The sequence below is a fragment of the Micromonospora sp. NPDC052213 genome (assembly GCF_040679695.1).
Lineage (GTDB): Bacteria > Actinomycetota > Actinomycetes > Mycobacteriales > Micromonosporaceae > Micromonospora.
Genome location: NZ_JBFAVI010000181.1, coordinates 1 through 14,048, shown reverse-complemented (window position 1 = coordinate 14,048; position 14,048 = coordinate 1). Strand labels below are relative to the sequence as shown.

The following is a 14,048-nucleotide window of genomic DNA, read 5'->3' as shown; positions in this document are numbered from 1 at the left end:
ATCGCGACCGCGCTGCAGGAGTCGAAGCTGGAGAACCTGGGTCACCTGGGTGACCGCAACGACCACGACTCGCAGGGCCTGTTCCAGCAGCGCCCGTCCAGCGGTTGGGGCACGGTGGAGCAGATCACCGACCCCGAGTACTCGACCACGGCGTTCCTGAAGGGCCTGAAGCAGGTCGACGGGTGGCAGGACATGCCGCTGACCGAGGCCGCGCAGACGGTGCAGGTGTCGGCGTACCCGGACCACTACGCCCAGTGGGAACAGCAGGCCGCCGACCTGGTTGCCGAGCACTGGAACAAGTGACGACAGTCGAACGATGCCGCTGGCCGGTACCCCTGTTCGGGGGTGCCGGCCAGCGGCGTTTCGGCGTCTCTGCCGCCAGCGGGGCGGTGATCGGGTGGGGCCGGACGCGGACTCCCTCGTCGGCCCTGGGAGGTGGCGGGCGATGAGCGGCGTCGCGGCAGGACATCGTCGCGTCGGGGCCGGGGGAGTGGCCGTCCGGGGCGGGCACGATGCCGGGCGTACAGTCGGCTGGTGGAGCGTACCGAGAGACTGCCCGCGGAGACCCGCCCGCCCGGCGTGGCCACGGCCGATCCCGGCAGCGTCCTGCTGCCGGGCCACGACGTGCCGCTGGGCCGCTACACGACGGTGCGGCGGCTGCTGCCGCAGCGCCAGCGGCGGATGGTCGGGGCCTGGTGCTTCGTGGACCACTTCGGCCCGGACGACGTGGCCGAGCGGCCCGGCATGGAGGTGCCGCCGCACCCGCACACCGGCCTCCAGACGGTGACGTGGCTGCTGGACGGGGAGATCCTGCACCGGGACAGCCTCGGCAACGTGCAGCCGATCCGCCCCGGCCAGCTCAACGTGATGACCTCCGGGCACGGCATCGCGCACTCCGAACGGTCGCCCGATCGGCATCCGCCGCTGATGCACGGCGTGCAGCTCTGGGTGGCGCTGCCGGACCCGGCCCGCGCCGGTGCGGCCGACTTCGCCCACCACGCCGGCCTGCCCCGCTGGCGCGACGGCGAGCTGGACGTCACGCTGCTGGTCGGCGAGCTGGAGGGCGAGCGGTCGCCGGCTGTGACGCACACCCCGCTGCTCGGCGCGCAGCTCGAGGTGCGCGGGGCCGCGCCGGCCAGGCTGCCGCTGCGGCGCGACTTCGAGTACGCGCTGCTGGCCATGTCCGGCGCCGCCGAGGTCGACGGTGTGTCGCTCGCCCCCGGGGCGCTGCTCTACCTCGGCACCGGCCGGGACGGGCTCACCCTGACCGGCGAGGTGGGCAGCCGCCTCCTGCTGCTCGGCGGGGCACCCTTCGAGGAGCCGCTGGTGATGTGGTGGAACTTCGTCGGCCGCTCGCACGAGGAGGTCGCCGCCGCCCGGGAGGACTGGATGGCCGGGCGGCGCTTCGGCGTCGTCGCCGACGACCCGGCCCCGCCGCTGCCCGCCCCGGCACTGCCCACCACCCGGCTCAAGGCGCGCGACCGCAGCGGCGGCGTCCTCGGCTGACCCGGGCAGGCGTGGCCGGGCCCGACATGGGTAGTCGCCGGCATGCCGACCATCTCCCGCATTGAGGACAAGAAGCGACTGGTGCGCCGGCTCGCCGGCAGCGGGCGGGGCTTCGCGGAGCAGTACGGCTTCCGGGTCACGAACAACCCGTCGAGCCTGTTCCAGGTGCTCTGCCTCGCCGTGCTGCTGGCCCGGCGCGGCGACTTCCGGCGCGCCCTGGACACGGCGCACGCGCTGCCCGAGGCGGGCTGGGACAGCGCCGCCCGGCTGGCCCGCTCGCTGCATGCCGACCGGGTGCGCGTGCTGCGCGACAGCGGCCAGCGCGGCGACGTCGACGCGCTCGCCGACACCCTGGGCGACCTGGCCCGGGCCGTCGTCGAGCGCTACCGGGGCGACCTGCGCCGGTTGCGCGCGGTGGCGCACCACGACCCGGCCCGGGAGCGCGAGCTGCTCACCGAGCTGCCCGGCGTGGACGCCGCCGTGGCCGACCTGTTCCTGCGCGAGGCGCAGGCGCTGTGGCGGGAGGTGGCGCCGGTGGCCGACCGCAGGGCGCTGGTCGCGGCCCGCCGGCTGGGGCTGGGGCGCTCCGCCGACGACCTCGCGGGGCTGGCCGGCAGCGGCGAGTCCGAGCGGCTCGCCTGGCTGGTCGGGGCGCTGGCCCGGGTCGACCTGGAGCAGCGGTACGCGGAGCTGACCCCCTGACGCGCGGGGTGCGCTGGCCCACAGTTCGCCGATAATCCTCCGAACGGGGGATGGCGCATCGTATGATGATCTCGGCAGTGATGACCGCCCGGTTCGGGCGTGCATCAACCGCCTGGTGGTCGCGGCCCGGTTCGGGCCTCGTCGGCCGTCGGTCAGGTTCTGCGTGGCGCCCCGGTCGCGGTTCGCGGCCGGGGCGCCCGCCTGTCCGGCTGCTACCCGCTCACCTGGCCAGGCCGGCCAGCAGGTTCACCGTCACCGCGATGACGAACGCCCCGAACAGGTACGACAGCATCGAGTGCCGCAGCACCGTCCGGCGCATCTCGTTGCAGGTGAGCGAGGTGTCGGAGACCTGGAAGGTCGCCCCCACGGTGAACGCCAGGTAGGCGAAGTCGGAGTATTGCGGCGGCTCCGGCTGGTTGAAGTCCACCCCACCGTCCGGCCCGGTGTAGTAGATCCGCGCGTACCGGGCGGCGAACACGGTGTGCACCACCAGCCAGGACAGCAGCACGCTGAGCACGCCCAGCCCGCTGTAGACGTTCCAGAGGGTCGTGGCGGGACCCTGGTGGGCGCGGGTCACCACGACGCCGACCGCCAGCAGGCTGGTCAGGCAGGCGACGAGCAGCAGGGTGTCGCGGGCCGCCCGGTTCGGGTCCTCGTACACCGCCAGCTGGGCCGTCCGGCTCGCGTCCATCGGCCACACCTTGTGCCAGACCAGCACCAGCCAGCTCAGCGCGGCAGCGTCCCAGCCGACCAGGGGGGCGAGCTCCAGCGAGGCCGTCAGCGCGGTGAGGCCGCCGGCCAGCAGCCCGACCACGCCCATCACGGTGAGCTGGAGGGCGGCCGGGGTGTGCCCGTACGGCCGCGGACCGTCACCCACCGGCCCCGCCCTCGCGGGCGCCGCCGCCGGTCAGCCGAGGCGTCGGCAAGGCTCAGATGCCGCGCAGGTGCTGCGAGACCCGCTGGTGCCGCTCCCGGGCCTGCGCCGCCCGCTGGGACGGGCCGACCTCGGGCGCGGCGTCGATGTGTGCGGAGCGGGCCACCTCGTTGCCGTTGGCGTAGTCGACCGGTGGCAGGGCCCGCAGGGCCTGCAACACGTCCGGCGGGGCGCCCTCGCGTTCGGCCTCGCGTACCACGTCGTCCTTCCCGGCCGGGTAGTCCAGGCTCGACAGGTACTGCAGCACGTCGGCGTAACTCGCCATGGTGTCGGCTCCTCCGGGCATCGATCCGGTCACGACCGGCGGCGGTTACCCGCCCGGCGGTCCGTCACGCGCCGTCCGGCGGGAAATTCGCCGCCGTTTCCCGGGCGGGGCACCGGGTACGCGCAGCCGACGCAGGCGCGGAAGGAGCCACGGATGAACTACGACACCTTCGTCGACCAGGTCGCCCGGCGCACCCGCATGTCCTCCGAGCAGGCGGTGGCGCTGACCCGGGCCACGCTGGAGACCCTCGCCGAGCGGCTGACCGGCGGGGAGGTGCTGGACCTGGCGGCGCAGCTGCCCAAGCCGTTGCAGGTGGTGATGAAGCCGAGGCCGCGCACGGAGTCGGCGGACCGGTTCGGTGCGGCCGAGTTCGTCGCGCGGATCGCCGTGCGGGCCGGCGTCGACGAGTCGGCGGCCAGGGACGCCGCCCGCGCGGTCTTCATCACGCTCCGCGAGGCGATCACCGGCGGTGAGTTCGACGACGTGGCCACCCAGCTGCCGCGCGACTACCGGATGCTGGTGGAACCCGCGATGGCTCCCGGCGCCACCCTGCGTCGCTCCTGACCGGCCGACCTGCCCGCCGACCGTCCGTCCCGCGACCCGGCACGGCGGTCGGACGTCGGGGTGCGACCCGCCCCGACCGCCCCGACCGACCCGGCACGACCGGCGGCGGTCAGGCGACCGCGCCGGCGGCGCGCAGGGCGGCGACGTGGCCCGGGTCGAAGCCCGCTTCGGCCAGCAGTTCGTCGGTGTGCTCGCCGGGCTGCGGCGGCGGGCGGCGCAGCGCCGTCGGCGTGCCGGAGAAGCGGGGCGCCGGGGCCGGCTGGATGACCCCGTCCTGCTCCACGAAGGTGCGCCGGGAGGCCAGGTGCGGGTGTTCGGGCGCCTCCCGCCAGTCCAGCACCGGCGCCACACAGGCGTCCGACTGGCCCAGCAGCGCCGTCCACTCGTCCCGGGAGCGGGTGCGGAACAGACGTGCCCACGCCCGGCGCAGCGCCGGCCAGTTCGCCGGGTCGGTGCGGTCCAGCGCCTCGTCCGGGTGCAGCGGGAAGCCGCTGCGCCGGACCAACTCGTCGTAGAACTGCGGCTCCAGCGCGCCGACGGCCAGATGGCGGCCGTCGGCGCACTCGTACGTGTCGTAGAACGGGGCGCCGCCGTCGAGCAGGTTCACCCCACGCGGGTCCTGCCACACGCCCAGCCGGCGCAGCGCGTGGATCTGGGTGCTGAGCACCGCCACGCCGTCCACGATGGCGGCGTCGACCACCTGGCCGCGCGCGCCGCCGCGCACCGCGTACAGGGCCGAGACCAGGCCCAGGGCGAGCATCATCCCGCCGCCGCCGAAGTCGCCGAGCAGGTTCATCGGCGGCACCGGGCGCTCCCCGGGCCGCCCGATCCCGTGCAGCGCCCCGGTCAGCGCCACGTAGCCGATGTCGTGTCCGGCGTACGGGGCGGCGGGGCCGTCCTGCCCCCAGCCGGTCATCCGCCCGTAGACCAGTCGCGGGTTCACCGCCAGGCAGTCCGCCGGGCCGACACCGAGCCGCTCGGTCACCCCCGGCCGGAAGCCCTCGATCAGCGCGTCGGCGCCGCCGACCAGGGCCAGCACCACCTCCCGGCCGCCGGGGGACTTCAGGTCCACCCCGATCGAGCGGCGCCCCCGGTTGAGCAGGTCCGGGTGCGGGCTGCCGAACGCACCCGGGTCCACGTCGGTGGCGCGGTCCACCCGGACCACGTCCGCGCCGAGGTCGGCCAGCATCATCGCGGCGAACGGGCCGGGCCCGATGCCGGCCAGCTCGACCACCCGTACGCCGGCCAGCGGGCCGGCCGGCACGTCGTCGGTCATCGGCACACCATAGGCGCTGCGCGTTTGCGCCGTAAGGGGCCGGGAACCCGCCGGGCGAGAGGCGGGAGGTGGCGTGGTCGACGACCGGATCAGGGTGGCCATGCTGCACGGTCCCGGCCGGCCCGACGCCGACGGCGTCAGCGACTACGTGGCGCACCTGGTCGAGGCGCTGGACGACGTGGACGTCGAGGTGACCCCGGTGCCGGTGCGTCCCGACGGGGACGGGGGCCGCTGGCGGGCCGCCACCGTCCGGGCCGCGCGCCGGGTCCGCGAGCTGGCCCCCGACGTGGTGCACGTGCAGTTCGCGCCGTCGGCGTACCGGTTCTCCGGTCAGCCCGGCCTGCTGCCGTGGCGGCTGCCCCGGCGGGTGCCGCTGGTCACCACCCTGCACGAGTACGGGTGGTGGGCCTGCCCCGGCTGGCTGCCGGGCCGGCTCTGGTCGGCGGCGGAGCGGGCCCGCTGCTGGGACCGGGAGTCGGGCCGGCTGGTGCCGGCCAGCGCGGCGGTCATCGTCACGAACCCCGGCCACGGGGCCGTGGTCCGCGCGCGCACCGGTCGCGCCCCGACGCACATCCCGATCGCCCCGAACGTCGCCGACCACGTCGGCGCGGCCACCGCCGGGCGGCACCTGCGGGCCGAGCTGGGGCTGCCCGAGGGCGCCCCGCTGCTGGCCTTCTTCGGCTTCGTGCACCCCGTGAAGGGGCTGCGGCACCTGGTCGAGGCGCTGCCCGACCTGCGGCGCGACCACCCCGAACTGCGGCTGCTGGTGGTGGGCGGGTTCACCTCGCAGGCGTTGCCGGAGCAGGAGGCGCGGGCGTTCCGCGCCGAGCTGACCGGGCTGGCCCGCCGGTGCGGGGTGGCCGAGGCGGTGACGTTCACCGGGCACCTGCCCGCCGAGCGGGTCTCCGCCGCGCTGCACGCCGCCGACGTGGCGGTGCTGCCGTTCACCGCCGGGGTGACCACGAAGAGCGGCGCCCTGCTCGCCGCGCTGGCGCACGGCGTGCCGACGGCGGTGACGGTGCCCGACTCCGCCGACGACGAGCTGCGCCGGGGCGGGGCGGTGGCGGTGATCGGGCGGCGCCGGGACAGCGCCGCGATCGCGCGCACCGTGGGCAGGCTGCTGGCCGATCCGGTGTTGCGCCGCCGGCTCGCCGAGCGGGGGCGGGCCTTCGCCGCCGCGTACTCCTGGCCGAGGGTCGCCGCCGCGCACCGCGACCTCTACGCGCGGACGCTGGGGCGGGCCGGTGCCTGAGGCGTACGCGGACATCCTGGTGGTGGACCTGCTCGGCGGGATCGGCGACCTGCTGATGCTGCTGCCGGCGGTGCACGGCCTGGCCCGCCGCAACCCGGGCGCGCGGCTGCGGGTGCTCACGCACGACCCGGGGGCGGAGCTGGTGCGCGCCGACCCGGCGGTCGCCGAGGTGCGCACTCCCCGCCACGGCCGGCCGGGCGCGGAACGGGAGGCGGTGGTCGAGGCGCTCGCGGCGGCGCGGCCGGACCTGGCGGTCAGCACCACCCGCTACGACGGCATCGCGGAGCTGCTGGAGGCCGCCGCCGCGCGGGCGGTGACGAACCTGTGGCGTGGCCCGCCACCGCACCAGCCGGTGGGCGCGCGCTACCTGGAGATCCTGCACGCCGAGGGGCTGCTGGACGCCGCCGACCGGTCCGCCCGCCCGCGTGTGCACGTCGACGACGAGGCGCGTCGCGCCGGAGAGCGGGCGGTGGCCCGGTTGGTGGGGGAGCCGCTCGCGCCGCCCGTGGTGCTGGTGACCGACGTCGGGATGGCGGTGAAGCGGTGGCCCGGGCGGCGCTGGCGGACCCTGGCCGGGGAGCTGGCTCGGCGCGGTCACCCGGTGCTCACGGTCGGCCCCGTCGACCCCGACGCGCCGCTCGGGGTGCCGCTGCCCCGGTCCGACCTGCCCACGCTCGCCGGCCAGTTCGCCGCGGTGGGCCGGCGCGGCGGGGTGGTGGTCGGGTCCGACACCGGGCCGGTGCGGCTCGCCGCCGCCGCCGGCGCCACGACGGTCGCGCTGTTCGGCCCCACCGACGCCCGGCGGTACGGGATGGGCGGCACGGATCTCCAGGGGTTGCCGGGGTGCCCGCACCGGCGCCCCACCGCCATCACGGAGCAGCCGTGCTGGTGGGAGGCACGTTGCCCGCTCGACGCGGCAGGCCCGGCGTGCATGGCCGACCTCGACGTGGCCGCCGTGCTCGCCGCCGTCGCCGCCCGCTGACCGCCGCCCGGCCGGTACGGGTGGCGTGCCCGCTCGACGGGGGCGCGCGTGATCCCGTGTGCCCCGTTTGCCGTGCCCGCCGAGCCTGCCATAACCTTGTCGCCACGAGGGGAGTACTTCCCACGAGCCATCCCGGTCAGTACGGCGTGCCCGGAGCACGCCTCGGGTGGTTGCCCACAGAACGGTGGGTGAAGGAGACCTCGAACATGACAGGGTGTTCGAGGAGGCTCCATGTCCGATTTGCCGTACCTTGCCGCGACCGAGATCCACTCGGTCGGCACCCCCACGCTGTGGGGCGTCACCATCGCCGCCGTGCTCGCCCTGCTGGTGCTGGACTTCCTGGTCACCCGCCGGCCGCACGAGGTGTCGATCCGGGAGGCGCTGGGCTGGTCGACGTTCTACATCGCCCTGCCGCTCGCCTTCGGCGCGTGGGTCTGGTCCCGCTACGGCTCCGAGCAGGGCGTGGAGTACCTCACCGGTTACCTGGTGGAGAAGTCGCTCTCGGTCGACAACCTGTTCGTCTTCATGCTGCTGCTGGCCGCGTTCGCGGTGCCGGCGGTGCTCGCCCAGCGGGTGCTGCTCTACGGCATCGTCGGGGCGCTGGTGCTGCGCGCGGTCTTCATCGCCCTCGGCGCGGCGGCCCTGCAGACCCTGGACTTCGCCTTCCTGCTCTTCGCGGTCATCCTGATCGTTACCGCCGTGAAGCTGCTGCGTGACGCCCTCTCCGGGCACGAGCAGGAAGTCGACATCAACAAGATGCGCTCGGTGCAGCTGCTGCGCAGGTTCATGCCGGTCACCGAGGAGTACCACGGCACGAAGATGACCGTGCGCCTCGCCGGACGGCGGACGCTCACCCCGTTCGCCCTCGTGGTGGTCGCCCTGCTCGTCACCGACGTGGTCTTCGCCGTCGACTCGGTGCCCGCCGTGTACGGCATCACCGAGGACCCGTACCTGGTCTTCGCCACCAACGCGTTCGCCCTGCTGGGGCTGCGCGCGCTCTACTTCGTGCTGCACGCCGCGCTCAGCCGGCTGGTCCACCTCAGCTACGGTCTGGCGATCATCCTGGCGTTCATCGGCGTCAAGCTGGGCCTGCACTGGGCGCACGGCATCTGGGCGGGCGTGCCGGAGATCCCCACCCTCGCCTCGCTGGGCGTCATCATCGGCGTCCTGGTGGTCGTCACGCTCACCAGCCTCCGGGCCACCCGCGGCGCCGCGCCGGGCAGGAAGGAAATGGTGGTCGAGCGGCGCTGAGCGTCACCCGCCGCGGTGCCGTTCCGGCCGACCACGCCTGCCCGACCCACCCCGGGTGGTACGACTGACGGGTGGGAATCGTGTCACCGGGCTTCCAGGGCCGGCCCCGCTCCGCGGAGCCGGCCCTGCCGCCGGGGCAGTACCTGACGGAGGACTTCCCGGTCCTCTCCGCCGGCCCGACGCCCAGGGTGCCGCTGGAGACCTGGGAGTTCCTCATCTCCACCGAGTCCGGCGTGGAGTTCCGCTGGACCTGGGACGAGCTGATGGCGCTGCCCCAGGAGACCCCGACGGTGGACATCCACTGCGTCACCCGCTGGTCGAAGCGCGACACCGACTGGCAGGGCGTCTCCCTGGACACGCTGCTGGAGGGCATCGACATCGGCGCGCACTACGCGCAGGCCCACTCGTACGGCGGCTACACCACCAACCTGCCGCTGGCCGACCTGCGCGGCGGGCGGGCGTGGGTGGCGCACTCGTACGACGGCGGGCCCCTGCCGGCCGAGCACGGCGGCCCCGCCCGGCTGCTCGTGCCGCACCTGTACTTCTGGAAGTCCGCCAAGTGGGTGCGCGGCATCCGGCTCACCACGGAGGACCAGCCCGGATTCTGGGAGACCGCCGGCTACCACGACTACGGTGACCCGTGGCGTGAGCAGCGGTACCAGGGCGATTGACCGCCCCGCTGCGGTGGCGGGTGGCCCGGCTCGCCGAGCGCCGGGTGGAGACGCCGACCGCGCACACGCTGGTGCTGGAGGTGCCCGGCTGGCCGGGGCACCTGCCCGGGCAGCACGTCGACGTGCGGCTGACCGCCCCCGACGGGTACCAGGCGGCGCGGTCGTACTCGCTGGCCGGACCGGCCGACGGGGACCGGATCGCGCTGACCGTGCAGCGGCTGCCCGACGGCGAGGTGTCGCCGTACCTCGTCGACGTCTACGCCCAGGGCGACCCGGTGGAGGTGCGCGGCCCGGTCGGCGGCTGGTTCGTCTGGCGGCCGGAGGAGGCCGCGCCGGTGCTGCTGGTGGCCGGCGGCTCGGGCGTGGTGCCGCTGATGGCGATGGTGCGGGCGCGCCGCGCCGCCGACAGTCGCGCGCCGTTCCGGCTGCTCTACTCGGTGCGCACCCCCGCCGACGTGTTCTACGCCGACGAGCTGCGCGCCCGCGTCCGCGACGACCGGGGCCTGGACGTGACGTACGTGTACACCCGCCAGGCGCCGGAGGGCTGGCGGGGGGAGCCGCACCGGATCGGCCTGGCCGACGTCAGCAGCCACGGCTGGCCGCCCGAGCTGGAGCCGCTCTGCTACGTCTGCGGCCCGACCGGCTTCGTGGAGACCGTGGCGGACCTGCTCGTCGGGCTCGGCCACGCGAGCCGGCGGGTGAAGACCGAGCGGTTCGGCCCGACCGGCTGAGCGTCGAGGAGGAGTGTCCGATGACCGAGCTGTCGTACCTGGATGGCAACATGCTCGACGGCCCGCTGCGGGAGCTGTTCGCCGTCGACCTGAGCGCCGCCAGCGGGCGGTGCGCGCACTGCGGCACGCTCGGCCCGCTGGCCGGCCTGCACGTCTACTCGCACGCGCCCGGGCTGGTGGCCCGCTGCCCGAACTGCGCCGAGGTGATGTTGCGGCTGGTCCGCTCGCCCGACCGGGCCTGGCTGGATCTGCGCGGGGCCACCTTCCTCCAGGTGCCGATGCCGCTGGACCAGCCGCACCCGGGCCCGCTGTGACGGCGGGCCCGGACGGGGGCGGGGCGGGCCCGGCAGCCGGGAGGGGCGGAGGTGGGGCGGTGGACGAGGACCTGCGGGCGCGGTCGGCGCGGCAGGTGTTCGAGGACCACCTGCGGCTGGCCGCCGAGCACCGGTTCGCGGAGGACCTGGCGCGCAACGTGTCGCCGTCCTGCGTGGTGCTGGAGCGCCGGGGCGTGTTCCGGGGGCACGCCGGGGTCCGGGAGCTGGCGCGCTGGCTGGAGGAGGAGCTGCCCGGCGGCGGGTACGCGTACACGAACAAGCTGGTCGATGGCCGGATGGCGTTCCTGGAGTGGACGGCGGAGGCCGAGGGCGTGCGGGTCCGCGACGGGGCGGACTCGTTCCTGATCGAGCAGGGCTGGATCGTCGCCCAGACCATCCACTACACCGTCGAGCGCACCGGCGGCGGGTGACGGCTCCCGGCGCGATCGGGCGCAATCCGCTGGACATCGCCGGTGGGGGCGGCCACAGTTGTCCGCCGTGAGATACCTGCGTACCGCCGGGCCCGTCGGCATCCGCCGGCCCCGGCCCGCCGACGAGGCCGAGTTCGTCGCGGCGGCCCGGCGCAGCCGGGACCTGCACCACCCCTGGCTCTCCGCCCCCGACGACCCGACGAGGTACGCCGCGTACCTGGCCAAGATCCGGCGGCGGGACCACGCCGGCTACCTGATCTGCGACCGGGCCTCCGGCGCCATCGCCGGGTACGTGAACATCAGCGGGATCCTCATGGGCGCGCTGCGCGGCGGATACCTGGGCTACGCCGCCTTCCTGCCGTACAGCGGCACCGGGCACGCCTCGGCCGGCATCGGCCTGGTGGTCGCGCACGCCTTCGACGCGCTCGGCCTGCACCGGCTCGAGGCGAACATCCAGCCGGGAAACGAGCCGTCCCGCCGGGTGGCCCGCCGGCTCGGCTTCCGGCTGGAGGGCTACTCACCCGAGTACCTGTTCATCGACGGGGCGTGGCGCGACCACGAGCGGTGGGCGATCACCGCCCCGGCCGGGCCGTAGGTGGTCAGCGCCCGGGCCGGCGCGTCTCGGGGCGCTGGCCGCCCAGGCGCTCGATCCGTCCCTGCTTGTGCTCGACGCGCCGCCGCTGCCGGGGCGTGAGGTGTTTCCGGCCGCTCTGCCGCAGGTAGATCGGCTGCCGCTGGTCGTTGGACATCGGCATGCTCATCGCGCAGTCCTCCCATCGCCGCGGTGGACCACCAGCGTGCCTCCGGGCCGGGTGAGACGAACCCACCCGGCCCGGGTGATCCGACGGGGCCTGGTGCTGAGATTGCCCGATCTGCCATGTTTGTCGGGGCGTGGCGTGGGAACGGGGCCGCAATGACGAAACCTCGTGTGGTGATCGTGGGGGCCGGGTTCGCCGGATACCACGCGGCGAAGACGTTGAGCCGGTTGGCCAGGGACCGGGCCGAGATCGTGTTGCTGAACTCCACCGACTACTTCCTCTACCTACCGCTGCTGCCCGAGGTGGCCGCCGGCGTCGTGGGGCCGACCCGGATCTCCGTGCCGCTGACCGGGACCCTCGACGGGGTGCGGGTGGTCATCGGCGAGGCCGACCACGTCGACCTGCAGAACCGCTGGGTCGGGTTCACCCAGCCGGAGGGGGACCGCAACCGGCTCGCGTACGACCGGCTGGTCCTCGCCGTCGGCAGCGTCAACAAGCTGCTGCCGATCCCCGGCGTCACCGAGTACGCGCACGGCTTCCGTGGCCTGCCCGAGGCGCTCTTCCTGCACGACCACGTGGTCCGGCAGATCGAGTTGGCCGAGCAGGCCGAGGACCCCGCCGAGCAGAAGGCCCGCGCCACCTTCGTCGTCGTCGGCGCCGGCTACACCGGCACGGAGGTGGCCGCGCACGGCCAGCTCTTCACCGACGAGCTGGTCTCCCAGCGCCCCCGACTCAAGATCCGCCCGAGGTGGATGTTGCTGGACGTCGCGCCCCGGGTCCTGCCCGAGCTGGACAAGCGGATGTCCGACACCGCCGACCGGGTGCTGCGCCGGCGCGGCGTCGACGTGCGGATGGGCACCTCCGTGGCCGAGGCCACCGCCGACGGGGTGAAGCTCACCGACGGCGAGTACGTCCCCACCTGCACCCTCGTCTGGTGCGTCGGCGTGCGCCCCGACCCGTTCGTCGCCGAGCTGGGGCTGCGCACCGAGAAGGGCCGCCTGGTCGTCGACGAGTACCTCGGCGTCCCCGGCTTCCCCGAGGTGTACGCCTGCGGCGACGCCGCCGCGGTGCCGGACCCGACCCGGCCCGGGCAGATCTGCGCGATGACCGCGCAGCACGCCCAGCGGCAGGGCAAGCTGGCCGCGCACAACATCGCCGCCTCCTACGGACAGGGGCGGCGCAAGGCGTACAAGCACTACGACCTGGGCTGGGTCGTCGACCTGGGCGGCAAGGACGCGGCGGCGAACCCGTTGAAGGTGTCGCTGTCGGGGCTGCCCGCCAAGGTGGTCACCCGGGGCTACCACCTGCTGGCGATGCCGGGCAACCGGGCCCGGGTGGGCGCCGACTGGATGCTGGACGCGGCGCTGCCCCGCCCGGCGGTGCAGCTCGGCCTGGTTCCGGCCAACGCGGTGCCCCTGGAGAGCTCCTCGCCCGAGGTGGCCGTCCGGGCCCGCTGACCAGCGCCGCACCCCGCCGGATCCGCCGTTTCCCGGGGCCACCGGGCGACTCGACCGCGTCCGGGCCCGGGGCGGGCGAGCCCTCGGCGGTCAGGCCGGGCCGGGTGGTGGCTCGTCGGTGGCGGTGAGGGCGGCGTCGGTGGCGGGCCGGGCGCCGGCGACGAACGCGTCCAGGGTCGCCCCGTGCAGCACCCCGCCGGGCACCGGATCCCGCGCCGCGCGGGCCGCCAGCCGGGCCACCGGCAGCCGTCCGGCGCGCGGCGCGGCGGCGAGGACGAGGTTGCCGTACCGCCGGCCGCGCAGCATCCGCCGGTCGGCGACGAGGCAGACGTCGGCGAAGACGGCCCGCAGGGTGGCCGCCTGCACCCGGGTGAAGACCAGCGGCGGCAGGTCCGTCACGTTGACCAGGTAGAGACCGTCCGGGCGCAGGGCCCGGGCCACCCCGGCGGCGAACTCGACGGTCGTCACGTGCCCGGGCATCCGGGCGGCCCGGTAGATGTCGGCGAGCACCAGGTCGTACCCGCCGCGCGGGGCGCCGGTCAGCGCGTCCCGGGCGTCGGCCACCCGCACGCGGACGTCGGCGGGCAGGGCCGGCAGTTCCCGCGCCACCAGGTCGACCACGGCCGCGTCCCGCTCGACGACCAGTTGCGCCGAGCCGGGCCGGGTGGCGGCCAGGTAGCGGGGCAGGGTCAGCGCGCCGCCGCCGAGGTGCAGCGCGTCCAGCGGCCGGCCGGGCGGCGCTGCCAGGTCCGCCACGGTGGCCATTCGCCGTACGTACTCGAAGTGGAGGTGGCGGGGGTCGGCGACGTCCACGTAGGACTGCTCCACGCCCGCGGCGAGCAGTGTGCGCCCGGTCGGTCGGGCCGGGTCCACGACCAGCTCCAGCCGGTGCGCGTCGACGTCCATGCCGGCACTTAGCCGAGCCTCGGGGGCGGGCCGGCGGGGCGGTCGCCC

Annotated in this window: 17 protein-coding genes and 1 pseudogene; 13 read left to right on the top strand and 5 right to left on the bottom strand. The window is 75.4% G+C overall.

The window, feature by feature from the left end; all coding sequences use genetic code 11:
• The 3 genes and pseudogenes from AB0L34_RS28840 to AB0L34_RS28830 form a co-directional block, all read left to right on the top strand.
• A pseudogene (locus AB0L34_RS28840) lies at positions 1 to 303 on the top strand (hypothetical protein); the annotation flags it as partial.
• 231 nt (positions 304 to 534) lie between these two features.
• Positions 535 to 1,506, top strand: coding sequence for a pirin family protein (locus AB0L34_RS28835; protein ID WP_363708207.1), 972 nt, complete (start codon positions 535 to 537; stop codon positions 1,504 to 1,506).
• A 42-nt stretch (positions 1,507 to 1,548) separates the two neighbouring features.
• The gene (locus AB0L34_RS28830; protein ID WP_357463869.1) at positions 1,549 to 2,208 is read left to right on the top strand and encodes a hypothetical protein; all 660 of its coding nucleotides are present in this window, start codon (positions 1,549 to 1,551) and stop codon (positions 2,206 to 2,208) included.
• A 220-nt stretch (positions 2,209 to 2,428) separates the two neighbouring features.
• On the opposite strand, the gene AB0L34_RS28825 is transcribed toward AB0L34_RS28830, so the two are convergent.
• A complete protein-coding gene (locus AB0L34_RS28825) occupies positions 2,429 to 3,085 on the bottom strand; it encodes a DUF1345 domain-containing protein (RefSeq protein WP_357463866.1) in 657 nt (218 codons plus the stop codon).
• 52 nt (positions 3,086 to 3,137) lie between these two features.
• Positions 3,138 to 3,407 (bottom strand): DUF2795 domain-containing protein, encoded by a 270-nt coding sequence (locus AB0L34_RS28820; RefSeq protein WP_357463863.1) that lies wholly within the window; start codon positions 3,405 to 3,407, stop codon positions 3,138 to 3,140.
• Between the two features lie 153 nt (positions 3,408 to 3,560).
• Here AB0L34_RS28820 and AB0L34_RS28815 point away from each other — a divergent pair, with 153 nt between their 5' ends.
• Positions 3,561 to 3,971: a DUF2267 domain-containing protein gene (locus tag AB0L34_RS28815; protein ID WP_357463860.1), complete on the top strand. Its 411-nt coding sequence runs from the start codon at positions 3,561 to 3,563 to the stop codon at positions 3,969 to 3,971.
• 109 nt (positions 3,972 to 4,080) lie between these two features.
• Here the strand turns inward: AB0L34_RS28815 and AB0L34_RS28810 are convergent, their stop codons facing one another.
• Positions 4,081 to 5,247 carry a CaiB/BaiF CoA-transferase family protein gene (locus AB0L34_RS28810; RefSeq protein WP_363708205.1) on the bottom strand — a complete coding sequence of 389 codons (1,167 nt, stop codon included), beginning with the start codon at positions 5,245 to 5,247 and terminating at the stop codon, positions 4,081 to 4,083.
• 73 nt (positions 5,248 to 5,320) lie between these two features.
• Between AB0L34_RS28810 and AB0L34_RS28805 the strand changes: the two genes are divergently transcribed.
• The 8 genes from AB0L34_RS28805 (at position 5,321) to AB0L34_RS28770 (ending at position 11,474) form a co-directional block, all read left to right on the top strand.
• The gene (locus AB0L34_RS28805; RefSeq protein ID WP_363708203.1) at positions 5,321 to 6,499 is read left to right on the top strand and encodes a glycosyltransferase; all 1,179 of its coding nucleotides are present in this window, start codon (positions 5,321 to 5,323) and stop codon (positions 6,497 to 6,499) included.
• Complete coding sequence (locus AB0L34_RS28800; protein WP_363708201.1) at positions 6,492 to 7,481, top strand: glycosyltransferase family 9 protein; 990 nt, start codon at positions 6,492 to 6,494, stop codon at positions 7,479 to 7,481. Before AB0L34_RS28805 ends, AB0L34_RS28800 begins: the two co-directional genes overlap by 8 nt.
• Positions 7,482 to 7,712: 231 nt before the next feature.
• Positions 7,713 to 8,732 (top strand): TerC/Alx family metal homeostasis membrane protein, encoded by a 1,020-nt coding sequence (locus AB0L34_RS28795; RefSeq protein ID WP_363708199.1) that lies wholly within the window; start codon positions 7,713 to 7,715, stop codon positions 8,730 to 8,732.
• Positions 8,733 to 8,812: 80 nt separating this feature from the next.
• Positions 8,813 to 9,403, top strand: coding sequence for a sulfite oxidase-like oxidoreductase (locus AB0L34_RS28790; RefSeq protein WP_363708211.1), 591 nt, complete (start codon positions 8,813 to 8,815; stop codon positions 9,401 to 9,403).
• Positions 9,400 to 10,134, top strand: coding sequence for a ferredoxin reductase (locus AB0L34_RS28785; protein ID WP_363708197.1), 735 nt, complete (start codon positions 9,400 to 9,402; stop codon positions 10,132 to 10,134). Before AB0L34_RS28790 ends, AB0L34_RS28785 begins: the two co-directional genes overlap by 4 nt.
• Positions 10,135 to 10,154: 20 nt before the next feature.
• Positions 10,155 to 10,448, top strand: a complete 294-nt coding sequence (locus tag AB0L34_RS28780; protein ID WP_357463842.1) for a DUF6510 family protein — start codon at positions 10,155 to 10,157, stop codon at positions 10,446 to 10,448.
• Between the two features lie 59 nt (positions 10,449 to 10,507).
• A complete protein-coding gene (locus AB0L34_RS28775; RefSeq protein ID WP_363708195.1) occupies positions 10,508 to 10,879 on the top strand; it encodes a hypothetical protein in 372 nt (123 codons plus the stop codon).
• 67 nt (positions 10,880 to 10,946) lie between these two features.
• On the top strand, positions 10,947 to 11,474 hold the full coding sequence (locus AB0L34_RS28770) for a GNAT family protein (protein ID WP_363708193.1): 528 nt from the start codon (positions 10,947 to 10,949) through the stop codon (positions 11,472 to 11,474).
• A gap of 4 nt (positions 11,475 to 11,478) precedes the next feature.
• On the opposite strand, the gene AB0L34_RS28765 is transcribed toward AB0L34_RS28770, so the two are convergent.
• Positions 11,479 to 11,640 (bottom strand): hypothetical protein, encoded by a 162-nt coding sequence (locus AB0L34_RS28765; RefSeq protein WP_363708191.1) that lies wholly within the window; start codon positions 11,638 to 11,640, stop codon positions 11,479 to 11,481.
• 152 nt (positions 11,641 to 11,792) lie between these two features.
• Here AB0L34_RS28765 and AB0L34_RS28760 point away from each other — a divergent pair, with 152 nt between their 5' ends.
• A complete protein-coding gene (locus tag AB0L34_RS28760; protein ID WP_363708189.1) occupies positions 11,793 to 13,094 on the top strand; it encodes an NAD(P)/FAD-dependent oxidoreductase in 1,302 nt (433 codons plus the stop codon).
• Positions 13,095 to 13,184: 90 nt separating this feature from the next.
• Here the strand turns inward: AB0L34_RS28760 and AB0L34_RS28755 are convergent, their stop codons facing one another.
• Positions 13,185 to 14,000 (bottom strand): fused MFS/spermidine synthase, encoded by an 816-nt coding sequence (locus AB0L34_RS28755; protein WP_363708209.1) that lies wholly within the window; start codon positions 13,998 to 14,000, stop codon positions 13,185 to 13,187.
• Between the last annotated feature and the right edge of the window lie 48 nt (positions 14,001 to 14,048).

Bases quoted from the DNA above. Each gene is read 5' to 3' on its own strand.
- AB0L34_RS28810 (WP_363708205.1), bottom strand. From the start codon at position 5,247: ATGACCGACGACGTGCCGGCCGGCCCGCTGGCCGGCGTACGGGTGGTC.
- AB0L34_RS28815 (WP_357463860.1), top strand. From the start codon at position 3,561: ATGAACTACGACACCTTCGTCGACCAGGTCGCCCGGCGCACCCGCATG.
- AB0L34_RS28780 (WP_357463842.1), top strand. From the start codon at position 10,155: ATGACCGAGCTGTCGTACCTGGATGGCAACATGCTCGACGGCCCGCTG.
- AB0L34_RS28820 (WP_357463863.1), bottom strand. From the start codon at position 3,407: ATGGCGAGTTACGCCGACGTGCTGCAGTACCTGTCGAGCCTGGACTAC.
- AB0L34_RS28755 (WP_363708209.1), bottom strand. From the start codon at position 14,000: ATGGACGTCGACGCGCACCGGCTGGAGCTGGTCGTGGACCCGGCCCGA.
- AB0L34_RS28760 (WP_363708189.1), top strand. From the start codon at position 11,793: ATGACGAAACCTCGTGTGGTGATCGTGGGGGCCGGGTTCGCCGGATAC.
- AB0L34_RS28795 (WP_363708199.1), top strand. From the start codon at position 7,713: ATGTCCGATTTGCCGTACCTTGCCGCGACCGAGATCCACTCGGTCGGC.
- AB0L34_RS28765 (WP_363708191.1), bottom strand. From the start codon at position 11,640: ATGAGCATGCCGATGTCCAACGACCAGCGGCAGCCGATCTACCTGCGG.
- AB0L34_RS28830 (WP_357463869.1), top strand. From the start codon at position 1,549: ATGCCGACCATCTCCCGCATTGAGGACAAGAAGCGACTGGTGCGCCGG.